The sequence below is a fragment of the Bradyrhizobium sp. 138 genome (assembly GCF_023074075.1).
Classification (GTDB): Bacteria; Pseudomonadota; Alphaproteobacteria; order Rhizobiales; family Xanthobacteraceae; genus Bradyrhizobium.
The window spans coordinates 171,436-191,743 of sequence record NZ_JADPKT010000033.1; the positions used below are offsets into that span (position 1 = coordinate 171,436).

General features: G+C 64.9%; 19 protein-coding genes. 4 read left to right on the plus strand and 15 right to left on the minus strand.

The window, feature by feature from the left end:
* Positions 1–6: 6 nt before the first annotated feature.
* The 6 genes from IVA79_RS16105 to IVA79_RS16130 form a co-directional block, all read right to left on the minus strand.
* A complete protein-coding gene (locus IVA79_RS16105) occupies positions 7–333 on the minus strand; it encodes a rhodanese-like domain-containing protein (protein WP_247554287.1) in 327 nt (108 codons plus the stop codon).
* Between the two features lie 158 nt (positions 334–491).
* Positions 492–2,420, minus strand: coding sequence for a potassium transporter Kup (locus IVA79_RS16110; protein ID WP_247554290.1), 1,929 nt, complete (start codon positions 2,418–2,420; stop codon positions 492–494).
* Between the two features lie 141 nt (positions 2,421–2,561).
* On the minus strand, positions 2,562–4,463 hold the full coding sequence (locus IVA79_RS16115) for a potassium transporter Kup (RefSeq protein WP_247554292.1): 1,902 nt from the start codon (positions 4,461–4,463) through the stop codon (positions 2,562–2,564).
* Positions 4,464–4,638: 175 nt separating this feature from the next.
* Positions 4,639–5,466 carry a flagellar motor protein MotB gene (locus IVA79_RS16120; RefSeq protein WP_247554295.1) on the minus strand — a complete coding sequence of 276 codons (828 nt, stop codon included), beginning with the start codon at positions 5,464–5,466 and terminating at the stop codon, positions 4,639–4,641.
* A 24-nt stretch (positions 5,467–5,490) separates the two neighbouring features.
* Positions 5,491–6,264: a MotA/TolQ/ExbB proton channel family protein gene (locus tag IVA79_RS16125; protein ID WP_247554298.1), complete on the minus strand. Its 774-nt coding sequence runs from the start codon at positions 6,262–6,264 to the stop codon at positions 5,491–5,493.
* Positions 6,265–6,475: 211 nt separating this feature from the next.
* Positions 6,476–7,300: an SDR family NAD(P)-dependent oxidoreductase gene (locus IVA79_RS16130; protein ID WP_247554301.1), complete on the minus strand. Its 825-nt coding sequence runs from the start codon at positions 7,298–7,300 to the stop codon at positions 6,476–6,478.
* A 100-nt stretch (positions 7,301–7,400) separates the two neighbouring features.
* On the opposite strand from IVA79_RS16130, the gene IVA79_RS16135 reads away from it, so the two are divergent.
* Positions 7,401–7,694, plus strand: a complete 294-nt coding sequence (locus IVA79_RS16135) for a hypothetical protein (RefSeq protein ID WP_247554304.1) — start codon at positions 7,401–7,403, stop codon at positions 7,692–7,694.
* Positions 7,695–7,708: 14 nt separating this feature from the next.
* Here IVA79_RS16135 and IVA79_RS16140 read toward each other — a convergent pair whose 3' ends face one another.
* The 4 genes from IVA79_RS16140 to IVA79_RS16155 all read right to left on the minus strand — a co-directional run bounded on the left by IVA79_RS16140 (position 7,709) and on the right by IVA79_RS16155 (position 12,257).
* Positions 7,709–8,428, minus strand: coding sequence for an RraA family protein (locus IVA79_RS16140; RefSeq protein ID WP_247554307.1), 720 nt, complete (start codon positions 8,426–8,428; stop codon positions 7,709–7,711).
* 124 nt (positions 8,429–8,552) lie between these two features.
* Positions 8,553–9,434, minus strand: coding sequence for a phosphatidylcholine/phosphatidylserine synthase (locus IVA79_RS16145; RefSeq protein ID WP_247554309.1), 882 nt, complete (start codon positions 9,432–9,434; stop codon positions 8,553–8,555).
* An 87-nt stretch (positions 9,435–9,521) separates the two neighbouring features.
* On the minus strand, positions 9,522–10,244 hold the full coding sequence (locus IVA79_RS16150; RefSeq protein WP_346658180.1) for a phosphatidylserine decarboxylase: 723 nt from the start codon (positions 10,242–10,244) through the stop codon (positions 9,522–9,524).
* A 54-nt stretch (positions 10,245–10,298) separates the two neighbouring features.
* Positions 10,299–12,257, minus strand: a complete 1,959-nt coding sequence (locus IVA79_RS16155) for an ABC transporter ATP-binding protein/permease (protein WP_247554313.1) — start codon at positions 12,255–12,257, stop codon at positions 10,299–10,301.
* 201 nt (positions 12,258–12,458) lie between these two features.
* Between IVA79_RS16155 and IVA79_RS16160 the strand changes: the two genes are divergently transcribed.
* A complete protein-coding gene (locus IVA79_RS16160; protein WP_247554315.1) occupies positions 12,459–13,064 on the plus strand; it encodes a TIGR00730 family Rossman fold protein in 606 nt (201 codons plus the stop codon).
* A 4-nt stretch (positions 13,065–13,068) separates the two neighbouring features.
* Here IVA79_RS16160 and IVA79_RS16165 read toward each other — a convergent pair whose 3' ends face one another.
* The 4 genes from IVA79_RS16165 to cysS form a co-directional block, all read right to left on the minus strand.
* The gene (locus IVA79_RS16165) at positions 13,069–13,446 is read right to left on the minus strand and encodes a VOC family protein (protein WP_247554317.1); all 378 of its coding nucleotides are present in this window, start codon (positions 13,444–13,446) and stop codon (positions 13,069–13,071) included.
* Positions 13,447–13,512: 66 nt separating this feature from the next.
* On the minus strand, positions 13,513–15,111 hold the full coding sequence (cimA, locus tag IVA79_RS16170) for a citramalate synthase (protein WP_247554318.1): 1,599 nt from the start codon (positions 15,109–15,111) through the stop codon (positions 13,513–13,515).
* Entirely contained in the window at positions 15,108–15,599 is a 492-nt protein-coding gene (locus IVA79_RS16175; protein WP_247554320.1) for a GNAT family N-acetyltransferase, read from the minus strand. The genes cimA and IVA79_RS16175 overlap by 4 nt, the downstream gene beginning before the upstream one ends.
* A gap of 115 nt (positions 15,600–15,714) precedes the next feature.
* On the minus strand, positions 15,715–17,097 hold the full coding sequence (cysS, locus tag IVA79_RS16180; protein WP_247554322.1) for a cysteine--tRNA ligase: 1,383 nt from the start codon (positions 17,095–17,097) through the stop codon (positions 15,715–15,717).
* Positions 17,098–17,386: 289 nt separating this feature from the next.
* Here cysS and IVA79_RS16185 point away from each other — a divergent pair, with 289 nt between their 5' ends.
* The gene (locus IVA79_RS16185; protein ID WP_247554324.1) at positions 17,387–17,692 is read left to right on the plus strand and encodes a hypothetical protein; all 306 of its coding nucleotides are present in this window, start codon (positions 17,387–17,389) and stop codon (positions 17,690–17,692) included.
* Positions 17,693–17,823: 131 nt separating this feature from the next.
* Positions 17,824–19,011, plus strand: coding sequence for a DUF2865 domain-containing protein (locus IVA79_RS16190; protein ID WP_247554327.1), 1,188 nt, complete (start codon positions 17,824–17,826; stop codon positions 19,009–19,011).
* Between the two features lie 57 nt (positions 19,012–19,068).
* Here the strand turns inward: IVA79_RS16190 and IVA79_RS16195 are convergent, their stop codons facing one another.
* Complete coding sequence (locus IVA79_RS16195) at positions 19,069–19,974, minus strand: DUF2189 domain-containing protein (RefSeq protein WP_247554733.1); 906 nt, start codon at positions 19,972–19,974, stop codon at positions 19,069–19,071.
* Between the last annotated feature and the right edge of the window lie 334 nt (positions 19,975–20,308).

Sequence of the window (20,308 nt, forward strand, 5' to 3'; positions counted from 1 at the left end):
GGCCGATCAGCCACCGACCTTGCTGGGAAGACCGGCCGCCTTCCAGCCCAGCATGCCGCCGGCCAGATGCTTGTCGTAAGGCAGGCCCGCCGCCTGCGCCGCGAGCGAGGCCGTCACCGAGCGCTTGCCTGAGCGGCAAGCGAACACGACCTCCTTGCCTTGGGGATCGGGGATCGCCTTGGGATCGAAGGTCGAGAGCGGCACCACGACGCCGTAAGGATAGGCCTCGGCTTGCACCTCGTTCGGCTCGCGAACGTCGACCAGCAGATAGCGCCCGTCCGCGACACCTTTGGAGACCTCGTCCGGGGTCAGATCCTGTACCTGGTTTGCCACATCATCCTCCAACGTCGCGCCTGCCAGCCGAACCTGTTCCGGCCGGCGGGCAACCTCGCCTCTCGGCTCACGAAAATCAAGCGCTACAAAGGCTTGAGCCACACGGCGCAAGTTAAAGCTAAATCGCAGCGACGTGAAGCGCGCCTTGAATCCTGGGCCTAGATCGTCACCTGCGTTCCGACCTCGACCACGCGTCCGGAGGGGATCTGGAAATAGTCCGTAGCGTCGTTGGCGGAGCGGCTGAGCGAGATGAACAGCCGATCCTGCCAGCGCGGCATGCCGGAATGCACCGCGGGCTTGAGCGCCCGGCGCGACAGGAAGAACGAGGTCGACATGATGTCGAACTGCCAGCCGAGCTTGCGGGCGATCGCCAGCGCCTTCGGCACGTTGGGCGATTCCATGAAGCCGAATTTCAGCGTCACCTTGGAGAAGGTCGGCGAGATCTGCTCCAGCTTCACGCGCTCGGCCGGGTCGATCCGCGGGGTCTGCGCGGTCTCGATGGTGAGGATGACATTCTTCTCGTGCAGCACTTTGTAGTGCTTCAGACTGTGCATCAGTGCGGTCGGCGCGCTGAGCGGGTCCGAGGTCAGGAACACGGCGGTGCCGGGCACCCGCTGCGGCGGTCGCTTCTCCAGCATCGCCACGAGGTCAGCGAGCGGGAACTCGAGCTTGCGCGACTTCTCGAACAGCAGCCGGCTGCCGCGCCGCCACGTGTACATCAGGATGATGATGAGCGCGCCGAGCGCCAGCGGCATCCAGCCACCCTCGAACACCTTGAGCAGGTTCGCGGTCAGGAAGGTCAGGTCGAGGAACAGGAACGGGGCGATCAGCGCTGCGGCCGCAAGCGGCTTCCACCGCCAGCCCTTCCAGATCACGACGAAGCCCATCATCGCCGTGACCACCATGGTCCCGGTGACGGAGATGCCATAGGCCGAGGCCAATGCGCTGGACGAGCGGAACAGCAGCACCAGCAGCACCACGGCGAGCAGCAGGAGCTGGTTGATACGCGGGATGAAGATCTGTCCGGAATGGGCTTCAGACGTATGGCGAATTTCGAAGCGCGGCAGCAGCCCGAGTTGGATCGCCTGGCGCGTCAGCGAATAGGCGCCGGTGATCACCGCCTGGCTGGCGATGACGGTCGCCATGGTGGCGAGCACCACCATGCAGCCGCGGACGAAGCCTTGCGGGAACAGCTGGAAGAACGGGCTGACGATCGCGCCGGGGTCGCTGAGGACGAGCGCGCCCTGCCCCAGATAGTTCAGCGCCAGCGACGGCAGCACGATGGAGAGCCAGGCGAACTGGATCGGCCGCTTGCCGAAATGGCCGAGATCGGCATAGAGCGCCTCGGCGCCGGTGACCGCCAGGAACACGGCGCCCAGCGTGACAAAGCCGATGATGCCGTGGTGGAACATGAAAGACACCGCGTAGAGCGGGTTCAGAGCGAGCAGCACCTGCGGCTGCTGGATGATCGGATGAATTGCAGCCGCCGCGATGACCGCGAACCAGACACACATGATCGGGCCGAAGAACGCGGCGACGCGGGCGGTGCCGCGCGACTGCACGGCGAACAGGCAGACCAGGATCACGACGGTCAGCGGCACGATATAAGGCTCGAACGTCAGGGTAACGTCCTTCATGCCTTCGATCGCCGACAGCACCGAGAGCGCCGGCGTGATCACGGCATCGCCGTAAAACAGCGCGCCCGAGATGATGCCGAGCAGGACGATAGTCGCCCCGCCGGTGCCGACCGCACGCTGGGCCAGCGCCATCAGTGCCAGCGTGCCGCCCTCGCCGTTATTGTCGGCGCGGAGCAGGATCACGACGTATTTGAGCGTCACCACGACAATCAACGCCCACAGGATCAGGGAGAGCACACCGAGCACCGCTGCCGACGTCGGCACCCCCTCTGCGCCCGAGGCCGCCATCACCGCCTCGCGGAACGCGTAGAGCGGGCTGGTGCCGATATCGCCATAGACCACCCCGATGCTGCCGAGCGTCAGCGCACCAAAACCAGCGGTGGTGTGAGTGTCGCCATGCCCATTGGCCGCCGCCGTTTCCGGGGCGGAAATCGCTACGTCACTTGTCATGGGAGAGCCCGGTGGCCTCTAAAAATGCTTCACTGCACAACGGCGGAAGAGCGCGCGGCTTATAGTCCTGCGCCACCGGCATAGCCTAGCCCGATTCCGGGCCTTAGCCATGCAGATTCGCATGACTATGACGGTTGCGTTCTAGATGGTGACCTGGGTTCCGACTTCAACCACCCGGCCGGTGGGGATCTGGAAATAGTCGGTGGCGTCGTTGGCGGACCGGCTCAGCGCGATGAATAGATGATCCTGCCACAGCGGCATGCCCGACTGCGCCGAAGCCTTCAGCGACCTTCGTGACACGAAGAACGACGTCGACATGATGTCGAACTGCCAACCCTGCTTGCGCGCGATCGCCAGCGCCTTGGGCACGTTCGGCTGCTCCATGAAGCCGAAGCGCAGACGGACCTTGGAGAACTTGTCGCTGATCTTCTCCATGCGGAACCGCTCCGACAGATCGACCCGCGGCGTATGCGCGGTCTCGATGGTCAGGACCACGTTGTGCTCGTGCAGCACCTTGTTGTGCTTGAGATTGTGCAGCAGCGCGGTCGGCACGAAGGCGGGATCGCTGGTCAGGAATACCGCGGTCCCCTTGACGATATGCGGGGGCCGCTTCTCGAGGCTCCGGATCAGATCGTCCAGCGGCACCTCGATCCGGCGCGTCTTCTGGGTCAGAATCCCGGAGCCCTTCCGCCAGGTCCAGATCGTCCCCGCCATGGCCGCGCCGAACAGCAGCGGCACCCAGGCACCCTCGAGCAGCTTCAAGAGATTGGCGCTGAAGAAGCTCAGGTCGACGACGACGAAGGGCACGATCACGGCTGCAGCGGTGGCCGCGCGCCAGTTCCACAATTTCCAGATCACGACGAAGCCCATGATGCCGTCGGCGACCATGGTGGTGGAGACCGCGATGCCGTAGGCCGAGGCCAGATTGCTGGGGGTGTGAAACAGCAGCACCAGCAGCATCACGCCGATCAGCAGCAGCCGGTTCACCCGCGGCAGATAGATCTGGCCGGCATGGGTCTCGGAGGTATAACGGACCTCGAAACGCGGCAGCAGGCCGAGCTGGACGGCCTGATAGACCAGGGAATAGGCACCGGTGATCACCGCCTGGCTCGCGATCACGGTCGCCGCGGTCGCAAGCCCGACCAGCGGCAGGACTAGGCTCTCTGGCACCATGCGGTAGAATGAATGCTCGATCGCGCTGGGGTCGGACAGCACCAGCGCCCCCTGCCCGAAATAGTTGATCAGGAGCGCGGGCAGCACGAAGAACATCCAGGCCGACTGGATCGGCTTGCGGCCGAAATGGCCGAGATCGGCATAGAGCGCCTCGCCCCCGGTCACCGCCAGGAACACGGCCCCGAGCGTCACGAGGCCAATCGTGCCGTGCGACAGCACGAACTGTACCGCGTAGTAGGGATTGATCGCCGCCAGCACCGAGGGATCGTCGGCGATGTGGACGGCCCCCATCACCGCGATGACGGTGAACCAGACCACCATCACCGGCCCGAAGGCCGAGGCCACCAGCGCGGTCCCCTTGCTCTGGACCGCGAACAGCAGCACCAGGATGAGGACGGTGAGCGGCACGACATAGTGCTCGAGCGCGGGGGTTGCGAGCTTCAGGCCTTCCACCGCCGACAGCACCGAGATCGCCGGCGTGATCATGGAATCGCCGATGAACATGGAGGCGCCGACCACGCCGAGCGCGAGCAGAACCCAGCTTCGCCGCCCGAGCGCGCGCTGGCCGAGTGCCATCAGGGAGAGCGTGCCGCCCTCCCCGTTATTGTCGGCGCGCAGCAGCAGCAGCACGTATTTGGCGGTGACGACGATCAGCAGCGCCCACAGGATCAGCGAGAGCACGCCGAGCACGATGACCCGCGAGACCGGCGTACCATGGGCCGCGGCCTTGACCGCCTCGTGGAATGCGTACAGGGGCGAGGTGCCGATATCGCCGAAGACGACGCCGATGCTCCCGAGCGTAAGGGCCCAAAAACCTGAAGTGACCGGTTGCCCGTCCTGGGTCTCGGCCTGTGTGATGCTCGCCGTCATGAAGATGGAAAACGCTTCTTCCCTGGAATTGATCCGGCGCCTTTTGACGCTTCCTGCGCGCCTGTCAATCGGCACACCATAGCAGGCACTGCGCAGGATGCTGTGACGGTGCGGCCACGCTCGGCGTCCGCGCGACGACATGCCTCAGGTAGGATGGTAGCGCAAGAGGACTAATTTAGGGCTTCAGATTCGGCGGCAGCGGCGGATCTTCGCGCATCAGGGTGATGGTCACCCGCCGGTTGGCCGCGAGCGACGGATCGTCCGGAAACAGCGGCTGGGTGTCCGCCTTGCCGGAGACGGCGAAGATGTGCGACGGCGGCAGGCCCTCGCGTTCGAGGATCTGACGCACGGCATTGGCGCGGTCGGCCGACAGGTCGAAGGCGCCGTAGTCGCTGCGGGACGGCACGAAGCCGGCCGCGGTGTGGCCGGCGATGGAGACGCGGAGCGGCGTCGCCTTGAGCGGGACCGCGAGCTTCTCGACCAGACGGCGGGTGCGGTCATAAGGCACCTTGGAGCCGTCGGCGAACATCGAGCGGCCGTCCTGATCGACGATCTCCAGGTTGAGGCCCTGCTTGGTCTCCTCGAACATGACATGCTTGGATATCTCGGTCAGCTCCGGCATGTCCTGCAACGCCTGGCGCAGCGAGGCTGCGGCGAGCGCGAAATTGCGGTCGACCTTGATCTTCGCCCCGGACGTCTTGTCGCGGTCCTCCTGATCCGGGGTCGGCGTGTTGGAGGCATCCTCGGGCTGGATGTGGTCGACGTTCTTGAGCCGCGGGCGGGTCGGCAGACCGTCCGATTCGACGATGCCGGAGTAGCGCGCTTCGCTCTGCACGCCGAACGCCTCGCGCATCGAGCCCGCGACGATCTTCAGCTTGTTGGCATCCTGCGTGGAGAACGCGACCAGCATCACGAAGAACGCCAGCAGCAGCGCCATCAGGTCGGCAAAGGTCACGAACCAGCCGTGGCCTCCATGTGCGCCCGCGCGTTTCTTCTTGGCCATCTCTCAAAATCCCGGCGGGCGACCTTAGGCCGGCACCGGCTCTCCCTCGGCGTGGCGGTGTTTCTCCGGCAGATAGGCCAGCAGCATCTCGCGCACGAGGGTCGGGCTCTTGGAGTCGCGGATCATCAGGATGCCGTCGATGATCAGGGTGCGGTTCGTCTCTTCGTCGAGCAGCTTGCCATGCAGCTTGTCGGCAATCGGCAAGCAGACCAGGTTGGCGACGACGGCGCCGTACAGCGTCGCCAGCAGCGCGGTGGCCATGAACGGACCGAGCTTGGAAGGATCCGACATGTTGGAGAACATCTGCACCATGCCGAGCAGCGTGCCGATCATCCCGAACGCAGGGGCGCAGTCGCCGACGGCGCGATAGATCTTGCTGCCTTCGTCGAGGTGCATCAGGAAGTTGTCGCGGTCGCGCTCCAGATTGTCGCGAATGAAGTCGAGGTCGTAGCCGTCGGCGACGTAGCGGATGCCCTTGGCGAGGAACGGCTCGTCGGTTTCGACCTTTTCCAGCCCGACCGGGCCCTGCTTGCGAGCGATCTCCGCGATGCGAGCGAGTTCGTCGACGAGGTCGTGGGCCGAAAGGCGGCTCAGGGTGAAGGCAAACTTGGCCCCCAGCGGCACGCCGTGGATCATCGCAGACAATGGAAAGCGGATCATCGTTGCGGCGAACGAACCGCCGAAGATGACGATGACGGCGTGGATATCGTAAAACATCCCGAAGCTGCCGCCCATCAAGATCAGGGTCGACACAACAACGGCGCCCGCGGCCAAGCCGACAAGTGTTGCGATATCCATAACCGACTCCAACACGTACGCAACAACGGCCATCCTGGCCGCTGGCGCGGCCCAACCCGAACCGCATTTGCAGACCCTAGAGCGCCGCCCTTAAAGCCGCGTAAAGGTTAAGTTGAGCCGGCGCACGAGACCGGCGCAGCGCGCCGAAAGTCCACCGGCTTGGCCGGCTGCCGGCAGGAATCTCAACGTTTTGCTAACCATAACAAGCGCGCTAGGACGACAGGCCCGTCAACGCCAGGCTCAGCGCACGCATGCGCCTGCGCGCGTCGGCATCATAGGCCTGCGGATTGGCGCGCGCCTCGTTCATGCCGTTGAAGAACAGGCCGCTTCGGCCCGCGACGTCATCGCCCTCGACCAGGTGCAGGATCGCCGCGCCGCCCTGCTCCACGGTCGAGATCGGCGCGATGCCGCCGGCACGCACCATCGTCGTGTTCATGTAGGTCGCCGGATGCAGGGAGTTCACGGTGATGGCGGCGTCCTTGAGCTCTTCAGCGAAATCGACCGTGAACATGATCTGCGCGAGCTTGCTCTGCGCATAGGCGCGCGATCCGCTGTAGCCCTTCGTGATCATGACATCTTCGAAATCGATCGGATGCTGGCCGAGCGAAGCGACGTTGACGATGCGCGACGGCGCCGCGGTTTTCAGCAGCGGCAACAACAGATGAGCGAGCAGGAAGCCGGAGAGATAGTTCACGGCAAGGCGCAGTTCGTGACCGTCGCCGCTGACCTGCCGTTGCGGACCGTCGTTCTGCGAACCGATGCCGGCGTTGCTGATGAAGACGTCGAGACGCGGGTGATCGCGCTTCACCGCCTCGGCGAGCGCACGCGTCGCTGCCATCGACGACAGGTCGGCCTGGTAGAAGGTCGGCGCGGCGTGGCCGGCCTTCACGATTTCGTCGATCAGCGTGTTAGCGCGCGCGGCGTCGCGGCCATGGATCAGGACCGTTGCACCGGCTTCGGCCAGCCGGCGAGCGACGTAGCGGCCGACACCGTCGGTCGAGCCGGTGATCAGCACCGTCTTGTCATTCATCTTCATTATGCACCCTCCGACTGCGGCCCTGCGCCACATCCGCGACGAGGGATCATGCAGTATTCTATCGCCGTACGGCATGCTCCATCGCAGGAGCCGATCTGCAATGTTGACGTTGTTCAGTCTTCTCACCGCGCTTCCCGCGGTGCTGGCGCTCCATCTGCTTGAACCCGAGCTCGTCCTGCCGGTGTTCAGCGCCCTGCTCTTTGTCGAGGCCGCCTTCGCCGTCATCCTGGCGCGCCTGCTTCACGTCCCGGACGATGTGGAAGGCATCACCCTGTGGGACTTCGCCGGCGGCTTCACCCTGATCGGATGCGCCGCCGCGGTGTTTGGCGAGCCGGATCAGGCCGCGCTCTTTCTGACGGAACAGGGTAGCCTACGGCCGTCGTCGCGGCCGTAGGCCGTTCAGTCGCGTCAGTGAATCTCCGCCGAGCGCCTCAGCGCGGCCTTCAGCTTCTCCAGCGAGAAGTCGGGGCTGCGGGCGATCTCGAGGATCGGCGTCTCGCGGCGGCCGCAGAGCTCGGCGGCCTCGGGCAGCTTTGCGGCGACATCGAGCGGGATCACGATGGCGCCATGCTGGTCGGCGTGAATCAGATCGTCCGACCTCACGGTCATGCCGGCAACGCGCACCTCGCCGCCAAAACTTTCCGCATGCACCCAGGCATGCGAGGGGCCGATCGAGCCGGCCAGCGCCTGGAAACCAGGTGCCCATTGCGGGATGTCGCGGATCGAGCCGTCGGTAATGACGCCGAGGCAGCCGAGCGCCTTGTGTACATTGCTCTGCACCTCGCCCCAGAACGCGCCGTAGCCGACATCGGGACCGTCGATGTCCTGGATCACCGAGATGCGCGGGCCATGGCCGGTGCCGACATATTCGTAATATTCGATGCGGCGCTTGGACTGCTCTTCCGGTGCAAGCGAGGATTTCAGCACGGAGCGGATCGCAACCGTGCGGGCATAGCCGACAATCGGCGGCAGGTCAGGGAACGGGCAGACCAATTGCTTGGTGGTGTAGCCGATCAGCCGGCGCTCGGGCGCCACGATCTCCATGGCATTGCAGATCGTCGGCGTGTCATAGCGGCCCAGCGCTTCGAGGACGGAAGCGGGCAGCGGCCCGGTCGCGGAATTGGTCACGGCGTTCTCTCCCAGATTGGCGGCGGTTGATTACGCGTTGCCGCCGGCATCAGGGCGATATAGCCGAGATCGGGCCTCGACCCAACTCAGCGCACCATCATGGCAGATATCCGCCCCTCGCCGTTCAGTGCAGCCGTCCGGGCCGGTCGTCATCCTGCGGCGGCTCCGACAAATTCGCCAGCGTCGGCGCCGAAGGCGGCGATGAGACCTCGCCTCCCGCAGGCGCCGTGGCTTCCATTGCGCGCGCCTGGTCGCGATAGGATTTGTAGCCGAGCGGCAAAGCGAGAAGATACAGCACCGTGCCGATCGACAGCACGTGCCAGGGATAGGCGATCAGCAGTGCGATGAAAACGATCACGGCGACGAAAGCCGGCAGCACCAGCTCCGGCGGCACGCGCATGCGCTTGGTCTTGCCGGAGAACACCGGCAGGCGCGACACCATCAGGAAGGCGATCAGCAGCGTATAGGCCGCCGTCACCGCCGCGGGTGTGCGGCCGAGATCGAGGAACGCGACGTAGATCGGCAGCAGCACCGTGATCGCGCCAGCCGGCGCCGGCACGCCGGTGAAGAAATTGGCGGCAAAGGCCGGCTTGTTGGGATCGTCCATGGTGGCGTTGAAGCGCGCCAGACGCAGGCCGCCGGAAATCGCGAACACCATGGCGGCGATCCAGCCGGCATTGCCGAGCTCGTGCAGCTGCCAGAAATACAGCATCAGGCCGGGTGCGACGCCGAAATTGACGAAATCGGCGAGACTGTCGAGCTCGGCGCCGAATTTGGACTGGCCCTTGATCATGCGCGCGATGCGGCCGTCGATGCCGTCGAGCGCGGCCGCGAACACGATGGCGTAGACGGCGAGCGACATCCGCCCCTCGATCGACAGCCGGATCGAGGTCAGGCCGGCGCAGATCGCCAGCAGCGTGATGACGTTCGGCACCAACATCCGCACCGGGATCGGGCGGAACCGCCGGCGGCGCGTGTCGGGGTCTTTGAAATCATAGGGCGTCATGGCTCGTCCTCACCTCAAGGCGAGATATAGCAAGCCGCGCCCCCCTCCGCCATTGCGGCGGAAGGCCCTCATGGGCCGACTTATTGGTTAATTGGCGCGGAAGGCGCGGCTGAGGTCCTCGCCGGCAAGGTCGGCCAAAATCGTCTCGCCGGCGATGGCGGTCTGCCCTTCCGAGACCAGCGTCTTGGTGCCCACGGGCAGATAGACGTCGAGCCGCGAGCCGAAGCGGATCAGGCCGAACCGCTCGCCGGCGCCGATCGCCTGGCCCTCCCTGACGAAGCAGACGATGCGCTTGGCGACAAGCCCCGCAATCTGGACCACGCCGATCCGCGCCGTGGGTGTCGAGATCACCAGCGAATTGCGCTCATTGTCCTCGCTGGCCTTGTCGAGCTCGGCGTTGATGAAGAGACCTGGGCGGTAGGCGATGCGGTCCACCCTGCCCGCGACGGGAGCGCGGTTCACGTGGCAATTGAAGACGCTCATGAACACCGAGATGCGCGGCAACGGCCGGTCGCCGAGCCCGAGCTCGGCCGGCGGCAACGCCATGGTGATCATCGAGACGCGGCCGTCGGCCGGGGACACCACCAGCCCCTCGCGCACCGGCGTCACGCGCACGGGATCGCGGAAGAACAGCGCGCACCACACGGTCAGGATCGTGCCGATCCAGCCCAGCGGCGACCACAGCCAGAACAGGACCAGGCTTGCCAGCGCGAAGCCGCCGATGAAGGGGTAGCCCTCCTTGTGGATCGGTGGGATCTGACGCTGGATCGAATCGAGAATGGACATCGCTATCTGCCGGTCGGAGTGAATGGCGCGGGTCGCCGCGCGGGCTTGTTTAGGCCAGAGTTGGGACCGGAGACAAGGTCACTCCGCCGCTGCAGGCGCGGTCAGGGCGTCATTGACCGGCGGCGGCTCCCGGTTGGGGGCCTCGCCGGTGTCGGCCATCTTGGCCAGCTTCTCGCGCGCCGCCTCGGCCTCGCGCTGCCTGTTCCACATGCTGGCATAGAGGCCGCCGTGCGCGAGTAGCTTGGCGTGGGTGCCGCGCTCGGCGATGCGGCCCTGATCCAGCACGATGATCTCGTCGGCCCCAACAATGGTCGAAAGGCGGTGCGCGATCACCAGCGAGGTGCGATTCTTCGCCACCCGGTCGAGCGCGCCCTGGATCTCGTGCTCGGTATGGGTATCGAGCGCCGAGGTCGCCTCGTCCAGCACCAGGATCGGCGGCGCCTTCAAAACGGTGCGTGCGATCGCGACGCGCTGCTTTTCGCCGCCGGACAGTTTGAGCCCGCGCTCGCCGACCTGGGTCTCGTAGCCCTTCGGCGACATGCGGATGAACTGGTCGATCTGCGCCAGCCGCGCCGCCTCTTCGACCTCACTGTCGGTCGCATCCCAGCGGCCATAGCGGATGTTGTAGCGGATGGTGTCGTTGAACAGCACGGTATCCTGCGGCACCATGCCGATGGATGCGCGAAGTGAATCCTGCGTCACCGCACGGATGTCCTGGCCGTCGATCAGGATCTTGCCGCCTGAGACGTCGTAGAGGCGGAACAAGAGGCGCGAGATCGTCGACTTGCCCGCCCCGGACGGGCCGACGATCGCGACGGTCTTGCCGGCCGGCACCTCGAAGTTGATGCCCTTGAGGATCGGGCGCGTCGGCTCGTAGGCAAAGCGCACGTCCTCGAAGCGCACGGTGCCGGCGGAGATGACCAGCGGCTGCGCATCCGGCGCGTCCTTGATCTCGGCCTCGCGGCCCAGCACATTGAACATCTTCTCGATGTCGATGATCGCCTGCTTGATCTCGCGATAGACCATGCCCATGAAATTCAGGGGTTGGTAGAGCTGGATCATCATGGCGTTGACCAGCACGAAATCGCCGACCGTGTTGGTGCCGTTGCGCACGCCGATCGCGCACATCAGCATGGTCACGGTCAGGCCGAGCGTGAAGATCACGGCCTGGCCGGTGTTGAGCACGGCGAGCGAGGTATAGGCTTGGATACTTGACTCCTCGTAGCGCGCCACTGAGCGGTCGTAACGCTGCGCCTCGCGCGCCTCGGCGCCGAAATACTTCACGGTCTCGTAGTTGAGCAGCGAGTCGATCGCCTTGGTGTTCGCCTCGGTATCGGAATCGTTCATCTTGCGGCGGATTCCGATCCGCCACTCGGTCGCGATGTAGGTGTAGTACATGTACACCGCGACCGTGATCAGCGTCGCGACCACGTAGCGCCAGTCGAACTGCCAAAGCAGCACGGCCATCAGCAGCGAGACCTCGACGATGGTCGGGATCAGCTGCAGGATCACCATGCGCACGATGACCTCGATGCCCTCGCGGCCGCGCTCGAGCACGCGCGTCAGGCCGCCGGTCTTGCGCTCGAGATGAAAGCGCAGCGACAGCTCGTGCATGTGGACGAAGGTGATGGTGGCGAGCTTGCGCACCGCGTGCATGGCGACGCGCGCAAAGATGCCGTCGCGCCACTGTGTCAGCAGCGCCATCAGGATGCGCATCACCCCGTAGCTCGCGGTGAGCAGCAGCGGCGAGGCAATCACCCAGAGCTGCCAATTGTCCGCCTGCACCGGCGCGGTGTTGGCCCCCGTCAGCGCATCCGTCGCCCATTTGAAGCTGAACGGCACCGTCAACGTGATCAGCTTGGCAGCGAGCAGCAGCACAAGCGACCACACCACGCGCATCTTCAGGTCGAAGCGGTCGCCCGGCCAGATATAGGGCCACAGATGCGCCAGCGTGCCCATCAGCGTGGCTCGCTCCAGCGGTCCCCCGGCAGGAGGATCAGGAACGTCGGCGCCGTCGAACGATTGAGGTTGGTCCATCAAAAAGCCTGAAAGTCCGCCGGATGCGGGCGTCACTGCGATTAACTATTTTCGCCTGTCATATAGAGCCTTCCCGATGTCCGCGCACCCCGCCAGTTGGCGAATCATCGATTGTTTGTCGCCATTCACCGGTAGATTTCCGGGTGATCCGAATCACCGATTGGGCTTGACGCCTCTTCGCTGCAATGCATCATGGTGACAATGAGCACAATCAAAACCGTCTGTGTCTATTGCGGCTCCGGCCCAGGAACCAATCCCCGCTTCACCGAAGGCGCCAAGGCGTTCGGCAAGGCGCTCGCCGAGAACAACATCCGTCTCGTTTATGGCGGCGGCTCGCTTGGCCTGATGGGTTCGGTCGCGACCTCCGTGCTCGATCACGGCGGCACCGTCACCGGCATCATCCCCGACTTCCTGAGGGCGCGCGAGAACGCGCTGACGCGCGTGCAGGAGATGATCGTCACTCCCGACATGCACGAGCGCAAGCGCCTGATGTTCGAACGCTCCGATGCCTTCGTGGCGCTGCCGGGCGGCGTCGGAACGCTGGAAGAGCTGGTCGAACAGATGACCTGGAAGCAGCTGGGCCGTCACGCCAAGCCGGTGCTGCTCGCCAACATCGACAATTTCTGGGAGCCGCTGTTCTCGCTGCTGTCGCACATGCGTCAGACCGAGTTCATCCGCGCCGGCCTGTCGATCGACATCCTCAAGGCCGATCGGGTCGAGGATATTCTGCCGAAGCTGAAAGCGGCCGCGGCACAGGTGGCCGAATCGGAAAAGCAGCTCGCTCCGGAAATGGCGCGCAAGCTGTAACGCCCTACTCTGCCGGAAACGTCACCGCCTCGATGCGGTTGCCGTCGGGATCGACGACGAAGGCCGCGTAGTAACGCACGCGATCGTGCGGGCGGATGCCGGGCGCGCCGTCGGAGGCACCGCCCGCCGTGACAGCGGCGGCATGAAACGTATCGACCTCGTTCATCGTCTTCGCCCGCAGGCAGATGTGGACGCCGCTCTCCGCCGGCACACGCGCCATGTTCTCGCGCAGATTGATCCAGAACTCCGGATAGGCCTTGCCGAAGCCGACCGTCCGCGGCCGCGTCACGAGGCGCGTGAGGCCGAGGGCCGCGAGCGTGGCCTCGTAAAATCTTGCGGCCCGTTCGATATCGCTGACGCCGACGGAGATGTGGTCGATCATGCGCTGCGCTTTCCTCCCTCCCCACGTCATTGCTCGCAATGACGGCGCTTGTGGCGCCGCCGTCCCTTACGCCGGCGCCCCCGACTTCACCAGCTTGTAGATCACCGAATCCATCAGCGCCTGGAACGAGGCGTCGATGATGTTCGGGGAGACGCCGACCGTGGTCCAGCTGTCGCCGTTCTCGTCCTCGCTCTCGATCAGGACGCGCGTGACCGCGCCGGTGCCGCCGTTGAGGATACGCACGCGGTAGTCGATCAGCGTCAAGCCTTCGATGTATTTCTGGTACTTGCCGAGATCCTTGCGCAAGGCAACATCGAGCGCATTGACGGGGCCGTTGCCTTCGGCGGCCGAGATCAAGTGCTCGCCGGCGACGTCGACCTTGACGACCGCGAGCGCCACGGTGACGCGCTCGCCGAGCGCGTTGTAGCGCTGCTCGACATTGACGTCGAACTGCTCGACCTCGAAATAATGCGGCACCTTGCCGAGCGTGCGGCGCGCCAGCAGCTCGAACGAAGCGTTGGCGGACTCATAGGCGTAGCCGGCCGCCTCACGCTCCTTCAACTCCTCGACGAGGCGCGTCAGCTTCGGATCGCTCTTCTCGTAAGGGATGCCGGCGCGGTCGAGCTCGGCGATGACGTTGGAACGGCCGGCCTGGTCGGAGACCAGGACCTTGCGGTGGTTGCCGACCGTCTCTGGCAGCACGTGCTCGTAGGTCTGCGGGTCCTTCAACACCGCGGACGCATGAATGCCGGTCTTGGTGACGAAGGCGCTCTCGCCGACATAGGCCGCATGCCGGTTCGGCACGCGGTTGAGCATGTCGTCGAGCGTGCGCGAGACTTTGACGAGCGTTGCGAGCTTCTCGGCGGTGACGCTGATCTCGAAGGCGTCGGCAAAACCCTTCTTCAGCTTCAGCGTCGGGATCAGCGAGCAGAGATTGGCGTTGCCACAGCGCTCACCAAGGCCGTTCAGCGTGCCCTGGATCTGCCGCGCGCCGGCACGGACCGCGGCGAGCGAATTGGCCACGGCCTGCTCGGTGTCGTTATGGGCGTGGATGCCGACGTGATCGCCGGGGATGTGCTTGGTCACCTCGGTGACGATGGCCTCGACCTCGTCAGGCATGGTGCCGCCATTGGTGTCGCACAGCACCACCCAGCGCGCGCCGGCGTCATAAGCGGCCTTGGCGCAGGCGAGCGCGAAGCTGGCATCCTCCTTGTAGCCGTCGAAGAAATGCTCGCAGTCGAGCATGACCTCGCGGCCGGCAGCTTTTGCGGCCGCGACGCTGTCGCGGATCGAGGCGAGGTTTTCCTCCTTCGTCGTCTCCAGCGCGACGCGCACCTGATAGGCCGAGGATTTTGCCACGAAGCAGATCGCATCGGCTTTCGCTTCCAAGAGCCCGGCGACGCCCGGATCGTTGGAGACCGATCGCCCTGCCCGTCGCGTCATGCCGAAGGCAGTGAACCGTGCATGGGCCAGCTTGGGCTTGGCCGCGAAAAACTCGGTGTCAGTCGGATTGGCGCCGGGATAGCCGCCTTCGACATAATCGATGCGGAGATCATCGAGCATCGCGGCGATGACCTGCTTGTCGGCCAGCGTGAAGTCGACGCCATTGGTCTGCGCGCCGTCGCGCAGCGTGGTGTCGAACAGATAAAGGCGCTCCTTGCTCATTGCCCCGCTCCGAGCGTCTTCTTCATGGTGGTGTTGGCGAGCCATTCGTCGTTGATGGTGACGCTGTTGCGCTGCTGGGCGGTGTAGCCGCGCTTGGCGAAAAACCCCTGCGCGGTGTCGCTGGCATCGACGGAAAGGCTTGTCGCACCGCGGCCGCCGGCGAGCTTCTCCAGCGCATCGACCAGCATGGTCGCGATGCCCTGCTTGGCTACGGCCGGATGCACATAGAGCATCCGAATGTGGTCATTGCCACGCAGCGAGGCGAAGCCGACGGGTGATCCTTCCAGCGTCGCGATCAGCGTCAGGTCGGCGGCGAGCCGCTTGCCGAACTCCTCGTCCTCGGCCGCCTCCATCCAGGCCTGCTGCTGGGCCTCGCTATAGTCGTCGCCGGTCAGCTCCTCGATGCTCGCGGTGAAGATCGCCGCGAGCACCGGCACGTCATCGGGCAGGAACGGCCGCAATCCGGGCTTCGGCAAAGTCTGTCCCATCGTCCTCACCACATCCCATACAGCTTGAGCGCGATCGCCACGGCGGCGCCGAGCAGCAGGATCTTCAGCGCGATGTAATAGAGCCAGTGCCGTGGGAACGGCGTGTCGGGCCGCTTCATCGCGCAATCTCCCACGTCGTTCCGTCCTTGGAATCCTTGATCGCAACGCCCATCGCGGCGAGTTGATCGCGGATGCGGTCGGACTCTTTGAAGTCCTTGCGCGCGCGCGCAGCCGTCCGCTCCGCGATCAGGCGCTCGACCTCCTTGGTATCGACGCCGCTAGCCTGCTGCTTGCGACTTTCCCACTGCCCGGCACTGTCGGACAGGAAGCCGAGCAGCCGCAACGAGCCCGCCAGAGCACCGACATCTCCACCACGCAGGCCGTGTAGCGCCGCGATCGCCAGCGGCGTGTTGAGGTCGTCGAGCAGCGGCTCGACCACGGACGCGGCCGGCCTGCCGGGTTCGACGTCGGCCGCGACGCGATACCAGTCGTCGAGCGTCTTGGCGCTCTCCTCCAGTCCCTTCATGGTCCAGTCGATCGGCGAGCGATAGTGCGTCTTGAGCATGTTCAGGCGCAGCACCTCGCCGGGCCAGTCGGCGAGCAGCTCATGGATGGTGATGAAGTTGCCGAGGCTCTTCGACATCTTCTCACTCTCGACCTGGAGGAAGCCGTTGTGCATCCAATAGTTCGCCATGCGCTCACGGTGAAAGGCGCAGCAGGTCTGCGCGACCTCGTTCTCGTGATGCGGAAACACGAGATCGATGCCGCCGCCATGGATGTCGAAATGCTCGCCGAGATGCTTCCAGGCCATCGCCGAGCACTCGATGTGCCAGCCCGGACGCCCCTCAGCCTTGATGCCGGCCGGCGACGGCCATGACGGCTCGCCGGGCTTGGATGGCTTCCACAGCACGAAGTCGGTGTTGCCCTTCTTATAGGGCGCGACATCGACGCGGGCACCGGCAACCATCTCGTCGAGCGAACGATTGGACAGTGCGCCGTAACGCGGCAGGTCGGACTTGGCCACGTTCATCGCCTGCGGCGAGAACAGCACGTGGTCCTCGGCGACATAGGCGAAACCGCCCTTGACCAGTCGTTCGATGATCTCGCGCATCTCGCCGATATGCTCGGTCGCGCGCGGCTCGACACTTGGCCGCAGTGCGCCAAGCGCATCGACGTCGGCGTGAAACTGCTTGCCGGTCTGCTCGGTGACCTTGCGGATCGCCTCGTTCAGCGGCAGGCCGGGGAAATCGCGCGCGGCACGGTCGTTGATCTTGTCGTCGACGTCGGTGATGTTGCGGACATATTTGACATGCGCTTCGCCATAGAGATGGCGCAGCAGCCGAAACAGCACGTCGAACACGATCACCGGCCGCGCATTGCCGATATGGGCGAAGTCATAGACGGTCGGTCCGCAGACATACATGCGGACGTTCTTCGCATCGAGCGGCACAAAGGAGCGCTTTTCCCGGCTCAGCGTATCGTGAAGGCGCAATTCCATGACAAACCCATCCCTTGCGGCCGGGCGTCCGAGGCTCTCAATGTTTTGAGAAAAGACGGCTCCAGCCAGCGAATCGCTAGCTCGTAATCTCGCGGCAAATGGCGCAAATGGCGAGGAGACCGTTCATGCGGAACATATGGGCTATCAGGCGCCCCCGCGTCAAGAGACCCGCGAAAAGCGCCGCTTTTTCGTCGCCAGGCGCGCTGCCCGTCATGATGGTTCATGATCCCCTAACCATTTGAGCCCATTTTGGAACCCGCGGTTCCCCTTTTTGCCACCGGTGCTTTTCATGCGATTCTTGCCCGCGCTCATTTTCGGCGCCTTCGTCTTTGCGGCCTCCAGCGCCTTCGCCGAAAGCCGCGTCTTCATCATCGCCAACCAGCCGGACGGCTACGGCATCGACCAGTGCCTGGCCAAGGGCGACAAATGCGGCGCCTCCGCCGCCCGCACCTACTGCCAGTCACGAGATTTTGCCCAAGCGTCGGCCTATCGTCGGGTCGATCCGGACGAAATTACCGGCTCTGTCCCCAAATCCGGCACAAATTGCTCCCATGGCCATTGCGACGAATATGTCGCAATCATCTGCCAGCGCTGAATTCGCTCGGAGCTGGCGTAGCTTAGGCCAGGGGCTTTGGCGCCCGAAACGACGTGACGATGCCGCAGGAAGCGGCTATGGGAGGGCGCGCTTCGGCCCTCCAAGTCATGCTTGGCCGTGACCTCGCTAGAATGGCGGATATGCCTGAATTTTTGTCCCTGTCCCGTGCCCGCTTCCTCCTTGCCTGCACCGTGCTTTTGAGCACCGTCGTGCTCGCCTATGGCGCTTTCGCGCAGGCCGGCCCGCCCGGACCGCCGCCTCAACCCGGCCAGAACGGGCTCGGCCCCAACCCGATGTGCGTCCGACTGGAAGGCCAGCTCGCCGCGCTCGATCGCGGCGGCGGAGGTGATCCCACGCGCGAAGAGCAGATCCGCCGCTACCAGGATTCCCAGGCCAAGCAGCAGGCCGAGCTCGACCGCGTCACCATGCAGGCCAAGCGCATGGGCTGCGATTCCTCCGGCTTCTTCTCGCTGTTCAACGGCCAGTCGGCCCAATGCGGCCCGGTCAACACCCAGATCCAGCAGATGCGCGCCAATCTGGACCAGATCACCGGCAATCTCGAGCGCCTGCGCGGCGGTGGCCCCGGCGGCTTCAGCCCGGAACGCGACAACCAGCGCCGCTCGGTGCTGGTGGCGCTGGCGCAAAACAATTGCGGCCCGCAATACGCCAACGCCGCACAGTCGCAAGGCGGCGGCAACTTCCTGAGCAATTTGTTCGGGGGCAACAACGCGGGAAATCCGCAAGGCGTGCCGCCTGCCGATCTCGGGCCGCAATCCGGCACCTTCCGCACCGTGTGCGTGCGCACCTGCGACGGCGCTTATTTCCCGGTCTCGTTTGCGACGGTGCCGGCGCGCTTCCCCGACGACGAGAAGACCTGCAAGGCGCTCTGCCCGGCCGCGGAAGCCGTGCTCTACACCCATCGCAATCCGGGCGAGGACATGAACTCTGCGGTCTCGATCGGCGGCCAGCCCTATACGGCGCTGCCGACCGCATTCAAATTCCGCAGCGAGTTCAACCCGTCCTGCTCCTGCAAGGCCGCGGGACAGACCTGGGCGGACGCCCTGAAATCGGCAGACGACAAGGCGAGCGTCGAGCAGCAGGGCGACATCATCGTCACCGAGGAAAGCGCCAAGAAAATGCAGCAGCAGCGGCTCAACAAGGGCACGCCTGCGAATGCCAAAAAGGGCGCAGCTCCGGCGCCGACGACCGCGACGGCACCGGCCGCAACGCCGCCCGCGGAAACGGGCCCCGCTGCCAACTCCGAGAACAAGCCGATCCGCTCGGTCGGCCCGACCTTCCTGCCGCAGCAGCAGAAATAGGTCGTTTTTCCTTGTCATGTCCCGCGGAGGCGGCCGCCAGGCGCGGCTGCTTCGCTGTTACTGCTCGCCCTCGCGACTCCACGGAAAGAGATTTGCCGGAAAGTCCGCCGCGTAGCGCCTTCCCTTCGGCCGCGGTGGAAGTTCGTCCGGTGGATTTGGGTTCGGCTCGACCACCCGCCGATAGAGGTGCCAGGTGGCATGACCGAGCACCGGCAGAGCGACAGCGAGACCCACGAAGATCGGCAGCGAGCCGATCACGAGGAGCGCCGCCACGATGAGGCCCCACCCGGCCATCGCAACCGGATTCGCCGCCACCGCTCGAAGCGACGTACGGATCGCATCGATCGCAGTCGCATGCCTGTCGAGCATCAACGGAAACGACACCACGCTGATGCACAGGGCCACGACCGCAAACAGGAAGCCGACACCACAACCGATGATGATGAGAGACCAGCCTTCCGGGGTCGTCAGCACGCGCGTTGCGAAGTCGGGAATGCTTGCAGCCGGCGCGTGACCGAAGATGCTGACGTAGATTCCGTTCGCGACACCGATCCACGCCCCGAACAGGACAAGCAGGAGCACGCCGAGCTCGATCATGGCGCCGAACGCCGGTGCGCGCAGCACCTTGATCGCGTCCCATGCATCGACCTCCTCGCCGCGCTCGCGGCGACGACTAAGTTCGTAGAGACCGATCGCGGCAAAGGGACCGATCAAGGCAAAGCCGGCGGCCAGCGGAAACAATAGCGGCAGCACCGAATAGCCGAGAACGGCCCTGAACAGGACGATGCCGAGGACGGGATAAATCACGCACACGACGATCGCGTGACTCGGCATCGCCTGGAAATCCGCCCAACCCAGGCGCAGCGCCTCGGTCAGGTCGGACAAGCTGATCTTGCGTATGGGATAGGAGGCCGCTTCGCCGAATACGTGCCGCCTGATGTCGTGGGAGTACAGAGTGGCCATGAGCAGACCTCCCGGGCTGAAAATCGCGGTTTCGACAACACGCGCTTTCCAGTCACGCGTGTCCGCCGGATGAGCAGAAACGCGATGGGTCGGGTACGGCAACCCAGGTTCAGCGAACGAGCCTGGCCGGACGGAACCCGTCGCGACCTGCCTCCCAAGCTTAGCGCGAGCGGAACAGTGCTGCACTCACGGTTCGGTGAACTCTGCACCTGATTTGTGCGTGGCATCACCCAGGACGCTGAATGCACACCTGGATGCTGGGTCGGCTTGCCGAGCGACGGCCACCCCCGGCACCTCAGCACGCCGATATGCTCTATTGACGCCGGACTAGGCC

What these genes read in the sequence shown, in the direction of transcription:
- IVA79_RS16110 (WP_247554290.1), bottom strand. Translation starts at nt 2,420, where the DNA reads ATGACAAGTGACGTAGCGATTTCCGCCCCGGAAACGGCGGCGGCCAAT.
- IVA79_RS16115 (WP_247554292.1), bottom strand. Translation starts at nt 4,463, where the DNA reads ATGACGGCGAGCATCACACAGGCCGAGACCCAGGACGGGCAACCGGTC.
- IVA79_RS16120 (WP_247554295.1), bottom strand. Translation starts at nt 5,466, where the DNA reads ATGGCCAAGAAGAAACGCGCGGGCGCACATGGAGGCCACGGCTGGTTC.
- IVA79_RS16125 (WP_247554298.1), bottom strand. Translation starts at nt 6,264, where the DNA reads ATGGATATCGCAACACTTGTCGGCTTGGCCGCGGGCGCCGTTGTTGTG.
- IVA79_RS16130 (WP_247554301.1), bottom strand. Translation starts at nt 7,300, where the DNA reads ATGAAGATGAATGACAAGACGGTGCTGATCACCGGCTCGACCGACGGT.
- IVA79_RS16135 (WP_247554304.1), top strand. Translation starts at nt 7,401, where the DNA reads ATGTTGACGTTGTTCAGTCTTCTCACCGCGCTTCCCGCGGTGCTGGCG.
- IVA79_RS16145 (WP_247554309.1), bottom strand. Translation starts at nt 9,434, where the DNA reads ATGACGCCCTATGATTTCAAAGACCCCGACACGCGCCGCCGGCGGTTC.
- IVA79_RS16155 (WP_247554313.1), bottom strand. Translation starts at nt 12,257, where the DNA reads ATGGACCAACCTCAATCGTTCGACGGCGCCGACGTTCCTGATCCTCCT.
- IVA79_RS16160 (WP_247554315.1), top strand. Translation starts at nt 12,459, where the DNA reads ATGAGCACAATCAAAACCGTCTGTGTCTATTGCGGCTCCGGCCCAGGA.
- IVA79_RS16165 (WP_247554317.1), bottom strand. Translation starts at nt 13,446, where the DNA reads ATGATCGACCACATCTCCGTCGGCGTCAGCGATATCGAACGGGCCGCA.
- cimA (WP_247554318.1), bottom strand. Translation starts at nt 15,111, where the DNA reads ATGAGCAAGGAGCGCCTTTATCTGTTCGACACCACGCTGCGCGACGGC.
- IVA79_RS16175 (WP_247554320.1), bottom strand. Translation starts at nt 15,599, where the DNA reads ATGGGACAGACTTTGCCGAAGCCCGGATTGCGGCCGTTCCTGCCCGAT.
- cysS (WP_247554322.1), bottom strand. Translation starts at nt 17,097, where the DNA reads ATGGAATTGCGCCTTCACGATACGCTGAGCCGGGAAAAGCGCTCCTTT.
- IVA79_RS16185 (WP_247554324.1), top strand. Translation starts at nt 17,387, where the DNA reads ATGCGATTCTTGCCCGCGCTCATTTTCGGCGCCTTCGTCTTTGCGGCC.
- IVA79_RS16190 (WP_247554327.1), top strand. Translation starts at nt 17,824, where the DNA reads ATGGCGGATATGCCTGAATTTTTGTCCCTGTCCCGTGCCCGCTTCCTC.
- IVA79_RS16195 (WP_247554733.1), bottom strand. Translation starts at nt 19,974, where the DNA reads ATGGCCACTCTGTACTCCCACGACATCAGGCGGCACGTATTCGGCGAA.